Source organism: Siphonobacter aquaeclarae, assembly GCF_900103285.1.
Taxonomy (GTDB): Bacteria; Bacteroidota; Bacteroidia; order Cytophagales; family Spirosomataceae; genus Siphonobacter; species Siphonobacter aquaeclarae.
The window spans coordinates 124,323-139,136 of sequence record NZ_FNGS01000003.1 but is presented as its reverse complement, the minus strand read 5'-3'; the positions used below and the strand labels follow the sequence as shown (position 1 = coordinate 139,136).

The 14,814-nt window shown below is 55.6% G+C and carries 16 protein-coding genes; 8 read left to right on the top strand and 8 right to left on the bottom strand.

What is annotated here, in order from left to right:
• Positions 1–60: 60 nt before the first annotated feature.
• Positions 61–660 carry a NifU family protein gene (locus tag BLR09_RS07815; RefSeq protein WP_093201372.1) on the top strand — a complete coding sequence of 200 codons (600 nt, stop codon included), beginning with the start codon at positions 61–63 and terminating at the stop codon, positions 658–660.
• An 80-nt stretch (positions 661–740) separates the two neighbouring features.
• Here BLR09_RS07815 and BLR09_RS07810 read toward each other — a convergent pair whose 3' ends face one another.
• From BLR09_RS07810 to BLR09_RS07800, 3 genes are all read right to left on the bottom strand, one after another.
• Entirely contained in the window at positions 741–1,499 is a 759-nt protein-coding gene (locus tag BLR09_RS07810) for a phosphoglycerol geranylgeranyltransferase (protein ID WP_093200044.1), read from the bottom strand.
• Positions 1,471–1,854, bottom strand: coding sequence for a hypothetical protein (locus BLR09_RS07805; RefSeq protein ID WP_093200037.1), 384 nt, complete (start codon positions 1,852–1,854; stop codon positions 1,471–1,473). Before BLR09_RS07805 ends, BLR09_RS07810 begins: the two co-directional genes overlap by 29 nt.
• Positions 1,855–1,946: 92 nt before the next feature.
• On the bottom strand, positions 1,947–2,708 hold the full coding sequence (locus BLR09_RS07800) for a copper homeostasis protein CutC (RefSeq protein ID WP_093200034.1): 762 nt from the start codon (positions 2,706–2,708) through the stop codon (positions 1,947–1,949).
• 182 nt (positions 2,709–2,890) lie between these two features.
• Between BLR09_RS07800 and BLR09_RS07795 the strand changes: the two genes are divergently transcribed.
• Positions 2,891–3,112 carry a DUF2795 domain-containing protein gene (locus tag BLR09_RS07795; protein ID WP_093200032.1) on the top strand — a complete coding sequence of 74 codons (222 nt, stop codon included), beginning with the start codon at positions 2,891–2,893 and terminating at the stop codon, positions 3,110–3,112.
• A 47-nt stretch (positions 3,113–3,159) separates the two neighbouring features.
• Here BLR09_RS07795 and BLR09_RS07790 read toward each other — a convergent pair whose 3' ends face one another.
• A complete protein-coding gene (locus BLR09_RS07790) occupies positions 3,160–4,710 on the bottom strand; it encodes a glycerol-3-phosphate dehydrogenase/oxidase (protein WP_176785491.1) in 1,551 nt (516 codons plus the stop codon).
• 9 nt (positions 4,711–4,719) lie between these two features.
• Between BLR09_RS07790 and BLR09_RS07785 the strand changes: the two genes are divergently transcribed.
• Positions 4,720–5,160, top strand: a complete 441-nt coding sequence (locus BLR09_RS07785) for a DUF2085 domain-containing protein (protein WP_218126630.1) — start codon at positions 4,720–4,722, stop codon at positions 5,158–5,160.
• Here the strand turns inward: BLR09_RS07785 and BLR09_RS07780 are convergent.
• Genes BLR09_RS07780 through BLR09_RS07770 form a run of 3 tightly spaced genes read right to left on the bottom strand, consistent with a single transcriptional unit; the run spans position 5,154 to position 6,630 of the window.
• Positions 5,154–5,915, bottom strand: a complete 762-nt coding sequence (locus tag BLR09_RS07780) for an exodeoxyribonuclease III (RefSeq protein ID WP_093200028.1) — start codon at positions 5,913–5,915, stop codon at positions 5,154–5,156. The genes BLR09_RS07785 and BLR09_RS07780 overlap by 7 nt on opposite strands.
• A gap of 24 nt (positions 5,916–5,939) precedes the next feature.
• On the bottom strand, positions 5,940–6,287 hold the full coding sequence (locus BLR09_RS07775; RefSeq protein WP_093200026.1) for a hypothetical protein: 348 nt from the start codon (positions 6,285–6,287) through the stop codon (positions 5,940–5,942).
• Positions 6,271–6,630: a carboxymuconolactone decarboxylase family protein gene (locus BLR09_RS07770; RefSeq protein ID WP_093200024.1), complete on the bottom strand. Its 360-nt coding sequence runs from the start codon at positions 6,628–6,630 to the stop codon at positions 6,271–6,273. Before BLR09_RS07770 ends, BLR09_RS07775 begins: the two co-directional genes overlap by 17 nt.
• A 99-nt stretch (positions 6,631–6,729) precedes the next feature.
• Here BLR09_RS07770 and BLR09_RS07765 point away from each other — a divergent pair, with 99 nt between their 5' ends.
• From BLR09_RS07765 to BLR09_RS07740, 5 genes are all read left to right on the top strand, one after another.
• Positions 6,730–7,419 carry a ComF family protein gene (locus tag BLR09_RS07765; protein WP_093200022.1) on the top strand — a complete coding sequence of 230 codons (690 nt, stop codon included), beginning with the start codon at positions 6,730–6,732 and terminating at the stop codon, positions 7,417–7,419.
• 72 nt (positions 7,420–7,491) lie between these two features.
• Positions 7,492–9,231 carry a family 43 glycosylhydrolase gene (locus BLR09_RS07760; RefSeq protein WP_093200019.1) on the top strand — a complete coding sequence of 580 codons (1,740 nt, stop codon included), beginning with the start codon at positions 7,492–7,494 and terminating at the stop codon, positions 9,229–9,231.
• A gap of 12 nt (positions 9,232–9,243) precedes the next feature.
• Positions 9,244–10,638: an MBL fold metallo-hydrolase RNA specificity domain-containing protein gene (locus BLR09_RS07755; RefSeq protein WP_093200017.1), complete on the top strand. Its 1,395-nt coding sequence runs from the start codon at positions 9,244–9,246 to the stop codon at positions 10,636–10,638.
• A 399-nt stretch (positions 10,639–11,037) separates the two neighbouring features.
• A complete protein-coding gene (gene nagA / locus BLR09_RS07750; protein ID WP_093200015.1) occupies positions 11,038–12,159 on the top strand; it encodes an N-acetylglucosamine-6-phosphate deacetylase in 1,122 nt (373 codons plus the stop codon).
• A gap of 369 nt (positions 12,160–12,528) precedes the next feature.
• On the top strand, positions 12,529–13,521 hold the full coding sequence (locus tag BLR09_RS07740; protein WP_093200009.1) for a ribonucleoside-diphosphate reductase small subunit: 993 nt from the start codon (positions 12,529–12,531) through the stop codon (positions 13,519–13,521).
• A 50-nt stretch (positions 13,522–13,571) separates the two neighbouring features.
• On the opposite strand, the gene BLR09_RS07735 is transcribed toward BLR09_RS07740, so the two are convergent.
• Positions 13,572–14,711 carry a LacI family DNA-binding transcriptional regulator gene (locus tag BLR09_RS07735; RefSeq protein ID WP_093200007.1) on the bottom strand — a complete coding sequence of 380 codons (1,140 nt, stop codon included), beginning with the start codon at positions 14,709–14,711 and terminating at the stop codon, positions 13,572–13,574.
• Positions 14,712–14,814: the final 103 nt, after the last annotated feature.

The following is a 14,814-nucleotide window of genomic DNA, read 5'->3' as shown; positions in this document are numbered from 1 at the left end:
TCCTCCGGCAAACTTTTCCAGCCCCGGCGGTGTTCGCCCTCCAAACGACTTTCTATCGTCATGCTCAGACCACAGGTACTTGTTTATACGGAATCGACTCCCAATCCGAACTCCATCAAATTTGTCGTCAATTTTGAACTGGTTCCGGAAGGCAGCACGTTCGATTACGCCGACGCATCCGAAGCCATTTCTCCCGACAAAAACTCTCCCCTCGCGGTAGAGCTGTTCGGATTTGAGTGGGTCAACCGCGTTTTCATCTCCTATAACTTCGTGACAATCACGAAGAATGACGAAACATCATGGGACGACGTGCTCTTCGATGCCAAGCAGGTCATCAAGCGCTACATGGACAGCGGCAAGCCCGTCCTGACCCGCGCTGCCGGCGAAGCCCAGCTCGAAGTAGTCAACGGCGAGCAGGATTCGGATACGGTTGTTAAAATCAAGGCGGTACTTGACCAATACGTCAAACCCGCCGTCGAATCAGACGGCGGCGCCATTACTTTCTCCTCCTTCCAGGAAGACACCGGTATCGTAAAACTCCTCCTTCAGGGATCGTGCAGCGGCTGCCCGTCGTCTACCATGACGCTCAAGGCCGGTATCGAAAATCTCCTGACCCGGATGGTTCCCGAAGTGAAGCTGGTAGAGGCTGAAAACGCCTGATCATCCGATTTCGGACATAAGAAAAGCGGCTGGCTCATGAATGAGCCAGCCGCTTTTCTTATGTCTTTTCCAGTTATGGTTTATGCGTATTGGGCATTGTAGTGCCGGACGGTCGCCGCGATTTCCGGCAGCAAATCCGGATTTCGCTCGATTCCGTTCCCTACTACCACCACATCCGCGCCGGCTTCCAGAGCGGTTCGGGCCTTCTGCGCCGAATCGATCCCTCCGCCGACGATAATCGGGGTCTCCACCGACTGGCGCACAGCGGCAATCATCTCCGGCGTAATCGCCTTCAGGGCGCCGCTGCCGGCGTCAAGGTAGGTGAGCCGGAGGCCCAGCATTTCACCGGCCATTGCGGTACAGGCGGCTACGGCGGGCTTGTCGTTCGGAATGGGCGTCGTGTTGGAAATGTACGACGCCGTGGTTTGCCGGCCGGCATCAATGAGGAGATAGCCCGTTGGGAGTACCTCCAGGCCGGATTTCTTCAGCATCGGCGCGGCCACTACCTGCTGTCCGATGAGGTATTCGGGGTTTCGGCCCGAAATCAGGGACAAAAACAATACCGCATCCGCTGCCGGGTGCACATGCATATTACTACCCAGAAAAAGTACCACCGGAATCCGGGTATGCTGCCGGATCAGGGCGATGATATCCCCCATGTGGAACTGGGTAATGAGACTTCCTCCGATAAAGAAATAATCTACCTGCTCCTTTTCCGCCCGCTGTAACAGGAGCGGAAATTCATCCAGTCGGACGTCATCCGGGTCAATCAGGACCGCGAACGCTTTCCGTCCCTGTTCCCGAAGCGTCTCAAACTGTTTCAGAATCGGTTTTATCATTGGATTTAGGGTTCAAATGAGCGAGAACATCGACGAGCTTCTCCCGGGCCAGCTGCAGCAGCACCGGTACAGCCAATCCTTTCACGGTCTCCGCCAGAAAGGAGGGAGTACTGCGCTCTTCGGTTTTTGCGGGGCGTTCTTCTTCCCCGGGCATCAGCCACTCGAACAGGGCATAGGCGGCCAGGAGAGATCCGGTGATGACGAGGGTTCTCGTTCCGATTTCCCGGATATCCTGCCGGACGCCCCGTTCAATAGAGGAACCAATCTGCCGGAAATGCGCCTGGAAAGGGTCGTCAGGAAAGGGATTTTCCTTTTTCTTGCTGATACTGATCATAGACTTTTCGTAGTTTTTCATGGCCCGGCGAAGCGAAAACGCCCCGACGTCAGGTTCTCAAAAGTACAAACTTTGGGGGAAAACCCTCTTTCCGGCACGAAAATGCACGGGAATCAGGCCGGCCATTGCCGGACGGCATCTACGACAGCCTTCACGCGCGCGGGGTCCGTATACGAGATGGCATACTCGGGTACCGACGGCACGCCGCCGAGGGCGATTCCGGGCTTGCGGAATGCCATGGCACTATCCCGATCCACCTTTCCGGTCAGATGCAGGGCATCCGCTCCGGTTTGCAACAGCCTGGTTGCGTTCGCTCCACTTACTCCGCTTCCGGCCATGATGTCGATCCGGCCGGCGGCGGCGGCAACCATCCGGGCGATGGTCTCTGCTCCGTCCGGCGCCTTGTCTTTCCCGCCGGAAGTCAGGATGATCCGGCAACCCGCCGCGATCACGTCTTCCACGGCTTTTTCCATATCTACGGCAAAATCGATCGCCCGGTGGAACGTAACAGGCAGCGGCGCCGCCAGTTCGGTCAGTTCCCGGGTACGGGCAATGTCTATTTCTCCTTCCGGCGTCAGAATACCCAGCACGATGCCTGCCACTCCGATGGCCTTGAAGGCTTCGATTTCCGCTTTCATGACGGCAAACTCCGTCTCGTCGTAACAGAAATCGCCGCCCCGCGGCCGGACCATCACATTGACCGGCAATGACACCGCATGGACTGCCAGATAGGCCATACCTGCCGGAGGCGTCGTTCCTCCTTCAAACGGAGAGGCGCATAATTCGATCCGGTCTGCGCCGGCTTCTTCCGCCGCCAGACATGACTCGAGGGAATATGCGCACACTTCCACCTTCCTCGTTTGTTGCTTACTCATAATCAGACGCTTAGAAAAGAAAAAGAGAAGTATCCGTATTTTTTTCGGGCCTCTGTATTCTTTTTGATCCGTTTTTTAGTTTATTCAGGCGAAAAATAGGGGTAAGTCGTTATGCTATCCAAAAAAGACTTACTTTTGCAGTCATTTTTCTGAACCCATTATTTTTATAGGAGGGAAAACGCATGTACTGGACACTTGAACTTGCTTCCTATTTGGAGGACGCTCCGTGGCCTGCAACGAAAGACGAGCTTATTGATTACGCGATCCGTACGGGTGCTCCGCTCGAAGTGGTCGAAAACCTGCAAGAACTCGAAGACGACGGGCAACCTTACGAAAGCATTGAAGAAATCTGGCCTGACTACCCTACGAAGGACGACTTTTTCTTCAACGAAGACGAATACTGATCTTCGACCCCAAAGGACATGACAGCCCGGCAATTGCCGGGCTTTTTTTATGCTTCTGTCAGCAGCCGGGTAATGACCGGATAGGCCTGTTCCGCTGCTGCCGCGTCCATCAATCCCAAGCCCAGCCGGCGGTAGAGAATATCTTCCGGCGAACAGGCCATTTCCTTCCGCGCAGCGAATATTACCTGCGCCTGAATAAACGGATGCCCGTCGGCGAGGCGCGCTTTCCAGGCACTATTCTCACGCGTCAGCGCGGCTACTTCCAGTGCTTCCGATCCGTATTTGTGAAGCAAATGCCGGGCAATATCGCTGTCAAAGCCATACGTCCGGGTCAGCTCGCTCTCCAGCGCGGGCGAGTATTTTTCTCCTCCGATCAGTATGTGGTTTTCCGTCCGGCATTCCTGATCGGAAATTTTCAGTTGCTCGCACACTGCGTCGATGGTATCGCTGGCCATCAGGCGGTACGTTGTCCATTTTCCGCCCAGAATACTGATCAGTTTGGACTTATCATCCTGCTCGACTTCATGGTCACGGACAAGCGATTTGGTATCCTTCGCGAAAATAGCCTCGATCAGCGGGCGCTGGCCGGTGAAGCCCGCCCGGACATCCGCTTCGGTAATCGGCGTGCTGAGGTACCGGTTGACGTAGCCGATGAGGTACTTCGTTTCATCTTCCGTCGGCATCGGCGTCTCGCTGAGCTGGTCTTCGAGATCGGTGGTACCTACCAGTACCTGCTCCTGCCAGGGGATGAGAAACAGCACGCGGCCGTCGTCTGTTTTCGGCACCAGAATAGCCGTATCTCCCGGCAAATGACTCTTTTTCAGGACAATATGCGACCCTCTGCTGACCCGCATCCGCGGCCGCATTTTCGGGTTCGCCATTTCCCGGATATGGTCGGCAAAGGGGCCCGTCGCATTGACAAAGACCTTCGCCTGAATTTCATAGGTTTTGCCGGAGAGGCGGTCGCGGACTTCCACGCTTTTCAGCTTTCCGAATTTCGAGCGACCGAAATCCAGGGCTTCGGTATGGTTCAGGACCACGGCGCCTTCGCGCGCTGCCGAGCGGATCAGGGCAAGGCAGAAACGGGCGTCGTCCAGTTGCCCGTCGTAATACATCACCGCGCTATGGAGACCCTGTGTCTGTAGCTGGGGGATGAGTTCCAGTACTTGCTTTTTCGACAGCCAGCGGCTCGGGCTCAGGTTGCGGGAACCGGCCAGCCAGTCGTACATCTTCAGTCCGATCGAGTAGTATACACCCTCAAACCAGTTGTGGCAGGGCGTCAGCAGGGGCAGCGGACGGGTAAGGTGAGGCGCATTCCGCAACAGGGTTTTCCGCTCGCGGAGCGCCTTCCGGACCATGTGGAACTGCTCCCGGCTGAGTTGTTTAACGGCCTGCTCCAGGTAGCGTACTCCGCCGTGAATCAGCTTGGTCGACTTCGACGACGTCTGAGCCGCAAAGTCTTCCTTTTCGATGAGACATACCTTCAATCCCCGCAAAGCCGCGTCCAGGGCACATCCTGCACCGGTTGCTCCTCCGCCGATAATACACAGATCAAATGACTGACCTGACAGCTGATCCAGGTTACGCTGACGATCCATACGAACTTGATGAAAGGACAAAGCCCAAAAATATCCGGAATTATTGACATCGCGGGGATGATTCCGGCGGATGTTTCGGCCATACTGCCGAAATTGGATACCCGAATCACCCGTTTCCGTATGTTTGCCTGCCATCACCGCCCCGACCGGTCCTTTTTCTGGCGGGGAAAACCCTTTCCCGTCTGCGCCCGGTGTACCGGTCTTTACGCCGGCTATGCCGCCGGCGCGGTCCTGTTCTGGTGGCTTCCGGCCGATCTGCGCTGGGGATTGCTGGTATTGCCCCTGGCAGTCGACGGCTACACCCAGTACCGCGGCTGGCGAACCAGCACCAATACCCTGCGGTTTCTGACCGGCTTTCCGGCAGGTATCGGCGTAGTTCTGTTTTCCTTTTCACTCGCACACACCCTGCTGGATGCTCTCCGCCCCCTGCTCCATGCCTTTTTTCAATGAAGCTCGAGCATCACAGGGCAGTGGTCGGAATGCTTGACATCAGGCCAGATGGCCGCGTCTTTGAGGCGATCCCGCAGCGATTCGGCAACCAGGTGGTAGTCGATCCGCCAGCCGAGGTTCCGCTCCCGGGCGCCGGCCCGGAATGTCCACCAGGTGTACTGATGCGGTTCGGGGTGGAAATGGCGGAACGAGTCAATAAACCCGCTCTCCATGAACTTTCCGATCCATTCCCGCTCTTCCGGCAAAAAACCGGATGAATTCGCGTTGGTTTTCGGATTGTGGATATCGATCGCCTGGTGGCAGATATTGTAGTCGCCGGAAACAATCAGGTTGGGTACTTCTTTCTTCAGGTCGTCGATATAGTCCTGAAAATCATGGCAGAACTCCATTTTGAAGGCTTGCCGCATATCTCCCGTAGTACCCGACGGCAGGTACAGGCTCATGAAGGAAAAATCGTCAAAGTCGAGCCGCAGCATACGTCCTTCCTGGTCATATACCTCTTTCCCGCAGCCATACTGCACGTGTTGCGGCTTTTTCTTCGTGAGAACGGCTACGCCTGAGTAGCCCTTCTTGACCGCGGCATTCCAGTAAATATGGTACCCGAGGTCTTCGAAAACGGCCCGGTTGATCTGGCTCTCGTCGGCCTTGACTTCCTGCAGGGCGACGACGTCGGCGTTGGTCGATTGCAGCCAATCCGCAAAGCCTTTGTTCAGCGCCGCACGGATGCCGTTGACGTTGTAAGTAAGTAGTTTCATGGGGGAAAACCGGTTCCGGCCGGTTCAGATACCTTCGCGTTCGAAATACTCGACGACGTGTTGTTTTAATAATTTTTCCTGGCTCAGCAGGTCTACAAACGGGAGCTTCTGTACCAGTTTCCAGTGCGGCCATCCTTCGGCATCGAGTCCTTCCAGCTCATAGTATCCGCTGTAGCTCAATACTTTACAGATGGCGATATGCATGAGGTCCTGCTTCTGTTCTTTGGTGAAAAACTGGTGGCCCTTGCCCAGTTCCTGCACGCCGATGAGGAAAAGGACCCCATTCAGATCGCCCGGGCGTTTCCCGAGGAGTCCTTCGAGCTTGTCGAGCAGCTCATCCCACTGCCGGGTATCGTCATGCGTTGTCTCCATGGCCTGCTGCTTGTAATTCGTCCCAATATTCTACTGCCCGCCGGAGGTGCGGAATGACAATCGTTCCGCCGATGACCGTCGCCACCGAAAAGATCTCCTGCATTTCGGCTTCGGTCACGCCCAGTTCATAGCATTTGCCAAGGTGGTACCTGACGCAGTCGTCGCAGCGGAGTACCATGGAGCAGGCGAGGCCAATCATTTCCTTGGTTTTGCCGTCAAGCGCTCCGTCGGCATAGGTATTGGTATCGAGGTTAAATAACCGCTTGACAATCAGGTTATCCGAGCCCAGAATCCGCTCATTCATGCGGCTTCTGTAGTCATTAAAAGCTTCTATCTGAGACATCTTGTTTTCATGTAACGCTGCGCAGGGCAGCCTGACTTACCGAACGGCATTCGTCCGGATTCAATTCCCTGCGAAGTTAGCCAAAAACTTTTCCTGCGAATGAAACGATATTGGGAGGCCTTCCGCAGGCTGCTTTTCCCCGAAATCTGCCTGGCCTGTCAGGACGCCCTGACCGACGGAGAACGCACCATCTGTACCGTTTGCCGGTACGAACTTCCGCGTACCGGGAGCGCGGAAACGGGAAATCCGCTGGTAGCCGGAAAGTTCGAAGGCCGGGTGCGCGTCGGCAGCGCACATGCGTTTCTCCGGTTTCGCAAAGGCGGGCGGGTACAGCGCCTGCTGCACCAACTGAAGTACAACGGCCGGCAGGAAGTCGGGGAAGTACTCGGCCGTCTTTTCGGCGCCGAGCTCCGGAAGGCCGGTTTTTCGGAACAGATCGACCTGATCATACCCGTCCCGCTGCACGAAAGCCGGCTCCGTCAACGGGGCTACAACCAAAGCGAATGTATTGCCCGCGGACTGGCCGAAGTACTTCAGTCGCCCTGGTCAGGGGAGATTCTCCGGAAAGAACATGCGACGGATACCCAGACGCATAAATCCCGCATGGAGCGGTTCCGGAATACGGATGCCCTCTTCCGCGTCTCAGAGGGTGAGCAGATCGCCGGCCGGCGGATTGCCCTGGTCGACGACGTCGTCACTACCGGCTCCACCCTCGAAGCCTGCGCACAGGCGCTTCTGGACAGCGGCTGCCGGGAGGTGCACGTCTGGGCGTTGGCGACGGCCATGTGACATTTTTGAACTTATTTTTGGTTTCCTGAAACAAAACCTAGATTCGTGGCAGGTGAGATCATCCCCCTGCCTATGTCTGTATTCCGCTTGTTACTGCTCTGGCTCCTCCCCGGAATCAGCGCTTTCGCCCAAAAAACATACTGTAATCCGATGGACATCGGTTACCGGTACAACTTTGAGCAACTGAACGAACGGATCTCGTACCGGTCCGGAGCTGATCCCGTGATCGTAACGCACAAAGGCGAATACTACCTTTTTGTGACGATTTCCGGGGGATACTGGCATTCGAAAGACCTGTCCGACTGGCACTATGTTGTGCCTGATAAATGGCCGTTTGAAGACATGTGCGCGCCGGCGGCGCTGTCGGTCCGGGATACGCTGTTTCTCTTTCAGTCTACTTTTGAGCAGCGCCCCATTCTCTACTCCGTCGAACCTGAAAAAGGAAAGCTTCAGTTTTACAACCGCTGGCTTCCCCGGCTTCCGAAAGACATCGGCCCGTGGGACCCGGCTATCTTCCATGACCCGGATACGGACCGGTGGTTTATGTACTGGGGGTCGTCGAATGTTTACCCGATTTTCGGCGCTGAGCTCGACTATCACCGCCGGCTCACCTATGCCGGCCCTTACCAGGCTATGCTCTGGCTCGACCCCTGGAAACACGGCTGGGAGCGGTTCGGCCCCAATCACGCCGACCTGATCAAGCCCTTTGTGGAAGGTGCTTGGATGACCAAGCACAACGGGAAATACTACCTTCAGTACGGCGCGCCGGGTACTGAGTACAATGTCTACGCAAACGGCACCTATGTCGGAAAGGAGCCGCTCGGCCCCTGGGAATACGCGCCCTACAACCCGTTCTCCTACAAACCCGGTGGATTCATGACCGGCGCCGGGCATGGCAATACCTTTCAGGATGTACACGGCAACTACTGGAATACCGGTACTCCGTGGATAGCCGTCAACTGGAATTTTGAACGGCGCATAGCGATGTTTCCGGCGGGGTTTGATAAGGACGACCAGCTTTTTTCCGATACGCGCTTTGGCGATTTCCCCCACTATCTTCCAACAGGCAAATGGCAGCAGAAAGACGCCCTTTTCACCGGCTGGATGCTGCTTTCTTACCGGAAGCCGGCGACGGCTTCTTCCACCCGTGATACGCTCCGAGCCGGCTTTGTGACCGACGAAAATCCGCGGACATACTGGGTAGCCGCCCGAAACAAAGGCGGAGAGACCGTCACCATCGATCTCGAAAAAACGGCGGAGGTACGCGCTGTCCAGGTCAATTACACCGATTACAAAAACACGATTTTCAACAGCGATACGGCTGTTTACACACAGTTCCGGCTTCTGCACTCGGCTGACGGGAAGTCCTGGTCGCTTCTGGCCGACCTCACCCGGGAGCCGAAGCGGGACCGGGCCTGCGCCTATGTCGAGCTTCCGCAACCGGTACGCACGAGGTACATGCGTTACGAACACGTTTACACGGCCGGTCCGAACCTGGCTATCAGCGACATACGGGTATTTGGAAAAGGTACCGGCCCGGCGCCTGCCGTGCCGGGAGGCTTTTCGGCTGTCCGCCAGAAAGACGAACGCAATGCCGATATCCGTTGGAACAAAGTACCGGGCGCTGTCGGATACAACATTCGCTGGGGTATCGCGCCGGATAAACTATATCAAACCTGGCAGGTCTGGAACGACCAGCCATCCTCGCTGGAAATACGCGCGCTGAACGTCGGTGTGCCGTATTTCTTTGCGATCGAGGCGTTTAACGAAAACGGCGTCTCTGTACTCAGTCCGATTATTTCTGTCAAGTAGCTTCTTTTCGTTATGAAACTTCAGTTTTATGGTGCCGCGCAGACGGTCACCGGCAGCAAGCACCTCCTCACCACGCAATCCGGCTTCCGGGTACTGCTCGATTGCGGACTTTTTCAGGGTATCGGGACGACGGAAATGAACCAGGAGTTCGGTTTCGACCCTGTCAAGGTAGACGTACTCGTCCTTTCGCACGCACACATCGATCATTGCGGACTGATACCCCGGCTGATCCGGAAAGGGTTCGAAGGCGATATCTATTGCACGCCTGCCACCCGGGATCTGGCGGAAATTCTGCTCCTCGACAGCGCGCATATCCAGGAAACGGACCTCGAGCGGGTCAACGCACGGCGCCAGCGTCGCGGAGAGCCGGCCCTCGAACCATTGTATGACCTGCAGGATGTGACGGATGCTATCCGCATGTTCAAGACGGTTGACTACCACGAAACATTCTTCCTCAACGAAGAAGTAAGCGTCCGGTTTTATGATACGGGCCATATCCTCGGCAGTGCCAGCGTATTTGTCACCGTCCGGGAAAACGGGGAAGAAAAGAAGGTATGGTTTACGGGAGATATCGGGCGACCGGACGACAAGATTCTCCGCTCACCCGAGTCAGCTCCGCAGGCGGATTACATCATCTGCGAGTCGACCTACGGCGATCGCCTCCACGAGCCCGAACCGGATATGAAGCGGCACCTGCTGGATATTGTACGGGAAACCTGCGTGGAGCGGCAGGGGAAGGTAATTATTCCGGCGTTTGCGGTCGACCGCACCCAGGAACTCATTTTTGCCCTTGATCAGCTGGAAAGCGAAGACCGGCTGCCGCGCCTGCCGGTGTATGTGGACAGTCCGCTTGCGGTACGGGCAACGTCCGTTATGCGTGATCACGAAGAGTGCTTTAATCCCTCCATCCTTTCCTACATCAAGAAAGACGGGGATGCATTTGATTTTCCCAATCTCCACTATGTTACAAGCGTAGAAAAATCGAAAGCCATTAATGATCGCAGCGGCCCGTGCATCATCATTTCCGCTTCGGGAATGGCCGAGGCCGGGCGCATCAAGCACCACATCAAAAACAACATCGGCGATCCGCGCAATACCATTCTGATTGTCGGGTACTGCTCGCCCGACAGCCTTGGCGGGGCGCTGAAGCGGGGCGATCAGGAAGTAAAGATTTTCGGGGAGCTGTATCAGGTACGCTGCCATGTGGAGGTCATGGACTCGTTTTCTGCCCATGCTGATTACGCGGAAATGATTCATTTTCTGCAGGACCAGGCTCCGGAGAAGGTCAGCAGGGTATTTCTGGTCCACGGAGACCTGCCGGTGCAGGAAGTATTCCGGGATAAGCTCCGGGCGATCGGTTTCCGGGATATCGAGATTCCGCACATGCATGAAGGATTTGAGTTGTAAGCGAAGGCCGGTGTTTCTACCGGCCTTCATTCATTTTCAGAAGACCCGCTGCCGTTGAATCAAAAAACAGCGCTGTTTTTGACCGATCCCTCAGAAATCCCCCGGAATTATTGATATTTGTTTGCCCCCGGCCGCCACCGCCTTTTTGCTTTATACTTCCGCCTGAATTATCGAGTTGTCCACTCCAGCGGTATCCCGGCTGGTATTTTATAACCCGTCCATGAAACGGCCGTACAATAGACTCAATATCTGGGTTTGGTTCATCGCCATACCGCTTATTACCCTTGTCTGGGTATGGTTTTTCTTTTGGCTTTTCAGCAAGATCTTCTGAGGTACAAAAGGTGGCGGTAATCCCGGCGGAATGCCTGTATATTCGGGCGTCAAAATTCCAGAATCCCCATGTCGTTCACTGCCCTGACGAACGCCCGTGTCTTTGATGGCTCGGCTTTCGTGGAAGATAAAGTCGTACTGATTGAAAATCAATCTGTTGCCGGTCTGCTGGATACGCTCCCGGAGAATACTGAAGTGATCGATTGCCGCGGCCTGCTGCTGGCTCCCGGATTTATGGAGCTGCAGGTATATGGCGGCAAAGGGTCGCTGTTTACCACCGAAATCTCCCCCGAATCGATCCGGAAAACCTACGAAGAGCACCTGGAGGGAGGTACCACGCACTTTCAGGTAACCTATCACACCGGGCCGCTCAGCGGCATGCTCAAAGCGATTGAAGCCTGCCGAACTTACCGGGCCGAAGGAGGCGCCGGATTACTCGGTCTGCACCTGGAAGGGCCTTATTTCAGTCCGGCCAAAAAAGGCGCCCATATCCTGAAATATATCCGGAAGCCGACCATCGCCGAGCTTCAGTTGCTTGTCGACGCGGCCGGAGACCTGCCCTTATTCCTCACGCTGGCGCCGGAAGAAGCCGACGAAGAGGTTCTCGACTGGCTCCTCGACAGCCCCATCCGCCTGTCGGCCGGGCACTCCAACGCCACTTATGAGCAGGCTCAGCATGCGTTTGACAAGGGCATCGGCCTGGTGACGCACCTGTTCAATGCCATGTCTCCGTTTGGCAGCCGGGAGCCCGGATTGCTGGGAGCGACGTTTGACTCACATGCCCGGGCGAGCATCATCGTCGACGGTATCCACGTCAATTACGCCAGCGTACGGATCGCAAAGGAAATCATGAAGGAGCGGCTCTTTCTGATCACGGACGCCGTCACGGAAGACCTCCGCGGCGAGTATGTCTTCCGGATGAATCCGCAGACAGCGCGTTTCGAGGATGCCTCCGGTACGCTGTCAGGCTCCAATTTGAAAATGATGGAGGCCGTTGCCAATTGCGTCAGAAAAGTGGGTATTCCAATGGAAGAGGCCCTTCGGATGGCCTCCCTATACCCCGCTCAGGCAATCCGGCAGGAGTATCACCTGGGCCGCGTGGCACCGGGCTTCGAAGCCAGCCTGCTGCTTTTCACGCCGGCATTTGAGCTGAAAGCCCTTTATACCAACGGGCATTTCCGCTGGGTTTAATCCGGATTTATCCTTCTTCAAAAGCCTTTCGGTGCCATAACCGGAAGGCTTTTTGTTTGCTCCCGAGTATACGGGACTCCAGCGCCTGAACCTCTCCGCTTCCGGTAAACTTCAGGCAGGGTAAGGTCTTCTCTCAACTGATTTTTTTCTTCAGGCCGGTAACTCCCAGACCCGGCGGGCGTTGTGAAAAGGTTCCCGCGGGCGGTAATTTCTTCTTTCATTTTTTTCCTTGCATCCGCCGAGGAAAGCCCTAATTTTGTTGATACCCGATTCCGGATTAACCCTTGCATCCACAGGCCGCCTGCGGTCCTTCTCTCGGAAATACATTCATAATCAGATCGTTACAAAACAATAATCGACCGACATTCTATGGCTCAGGAGCAAACTGTCAACGAACCGCTGCTGGTGGAAGATCCGCTGCGTTTTGTGCTGTTTCCGATCAAGCATCAGGACATTTGGGAAATGTATAAGAAGCACGAAGCCTCTTTCTGGACGGCGGAGGAAATTGACCTCGGCCAGGACCTGAAAGACTGGGAAAACCTCAGTGACGGGGAGCGGCACTTCATTTCTCACGTGCTCGCTTTCTTCGCTGCTTCTGACGGCATTGTCAACGAAAACCTCGCTGTCAACTTCCTCAGCGAAGTACAGTACGCCGAAGCCAAGTGCTTCTATGGCTTTCAGGTCATGATGGAGAACATCCACTCGGAAACGTACTCCCTCCTGATCGATACCTATATCAAAAATCCGGTTGAAAAGGACAAGATGCTGCGCGCGATCGACACGATTCCGTGCGTGCAGAAGAAAGCCGAATGGGCGCTCCGCTGGATCGAAAGCGGCAACTTTACCGAGCGCCTGATCGCTTTTGCCGCCGTGGAAGGTATTTTCTTCTCCGGTTCATTCTGCTCCATTTTCTGGCTGAAAAAACGCGGCCTCATGCCCGGCCTGTCATTCTCGAACGAGCTTATTTCCCGGGATGAAGGTCTTCACTGCGATTTTGCCTGCCTCCTGTACACGAACCACATCGTGAACAAAATGCCGAAGCAGGATATCTACGACATCATCCTCGATGCTGTCGCGATCGAAAAAGAATTCGTGACCGACGCCCTGCCGGTTTCCCTTATCGGGATGAACGCGGCTTTGATGAGTCAGTACATTGAATTCGTAGCCGACCGCCTTCTTGTAGCGCTTGGCCTTGAAAAGCAATTCAACGCTACCAATCCGTTCGATTTCATGGAGATGATCTCCCTCCAGGGCAAGACCAATTTCTTCGAAAAACGGGTCGGCGAATACCAGAAGGCCGGCGTCATGTCCGGAAATCAGGAGAAGGATTCGCCGAAATTCGCGCTTGACGAAGATTTCTAGTCAATAGAATATTCTCTTTTCTGACGCCGGTACCCATGTACCGGCGTTTTTTATTTCTTCCTGGAAGACCCCCGCACGATCAACTCCCCCTTCAGCACATGCGTTGCCGGGACAAATGACTCGGGATGATGAATCTGTTCCAGCAGCAAACGCGCGGCTTTCTGCCCGATCTGAAACGGGTAGGGCTGGATAGTCGTCAGACCCGGCTCGATAAGGGCGGTCAGCAGCTCATCGCCGAAACCGGCGAGCGCCATCTCCTCCGGCACCCGGATGCCCCGCTCATGCAAGGCTTGCAACAGGTCAATGGCATTGCCGTAGTGAATGCAAAACACGGCATCCGGACGCTGGTTTTCCCATTGTTCCAGCGCCCGCCGGGCTGTCTCCGGCCGGAAATCACCATGATAGATCAGCTCTTCTTCCAGCGGCAGACCGTATTTTTCCAGCGCGGCCTGATACCCGGCCAGGCGCCGGCGGCTGATCAGCAGTTTCTCCGGTCCGGCGAGGATGGCGATCCGGCGGTACCCTTGCTGAAGGAGATGCTCCACCATCGCAAAGGCGCCGCCAAAATCGTCCTGAATGACCTTAGCTGTCGCGATTTCTTCGCAAACACGGTCGAAATGCACGATCGGAAATCCGTTGGCAAACGGTCGCGCGATGTGATCAAATGTTTCTGTTTCGATGGAATGGCAGATCAGCATGCCTTCCACCCGGCTCGCTACCAGCGCCTGGACGTTGGCGACCTCCGTCGCATGCGATTCATTTGACTGACAGATCATCACGCGGTACCCCGCCGGAGAAACGACCTGTTGGATGCCGCTGACGACCGAAGCAAAAAACGGTCGCTCGATATTCGGAATAATCACCCCGATGGTAAAGGTTTTGCTGGACGTAAGCCCCTGTGCCAGCAAATTGGGCTGGTACTGCAACTCAGCGGCGACCCGGCGGATTTCTTCGCGGGTACGTGGGCTGATATCCTGCCGGCCCGACAGCGCTTTCGATACCGTGGAAGGAGAGACGCCGAGGTGCCGGGCGATGTCAATGATCGTTGTCTGACGCCGCCGGGGCGCAGGCGCCTGCTTTTCCAGCACGAAGTAATACCGGCAATCCCGGCAGAAATACCGCTGCTGCCCGCGGACGAAACCCGCCCGTTTGATGCCTTCTACCCTGCCGCAACGCGTACACTCAATCATGGTTTTGGATTTTACCGGGAAAACACCCGCAGGCACTTTGCCTGTCACCAGATATAGCAATCCACGACCGCACCTATCTTTTTCCAAATTACCGGATTTTTCA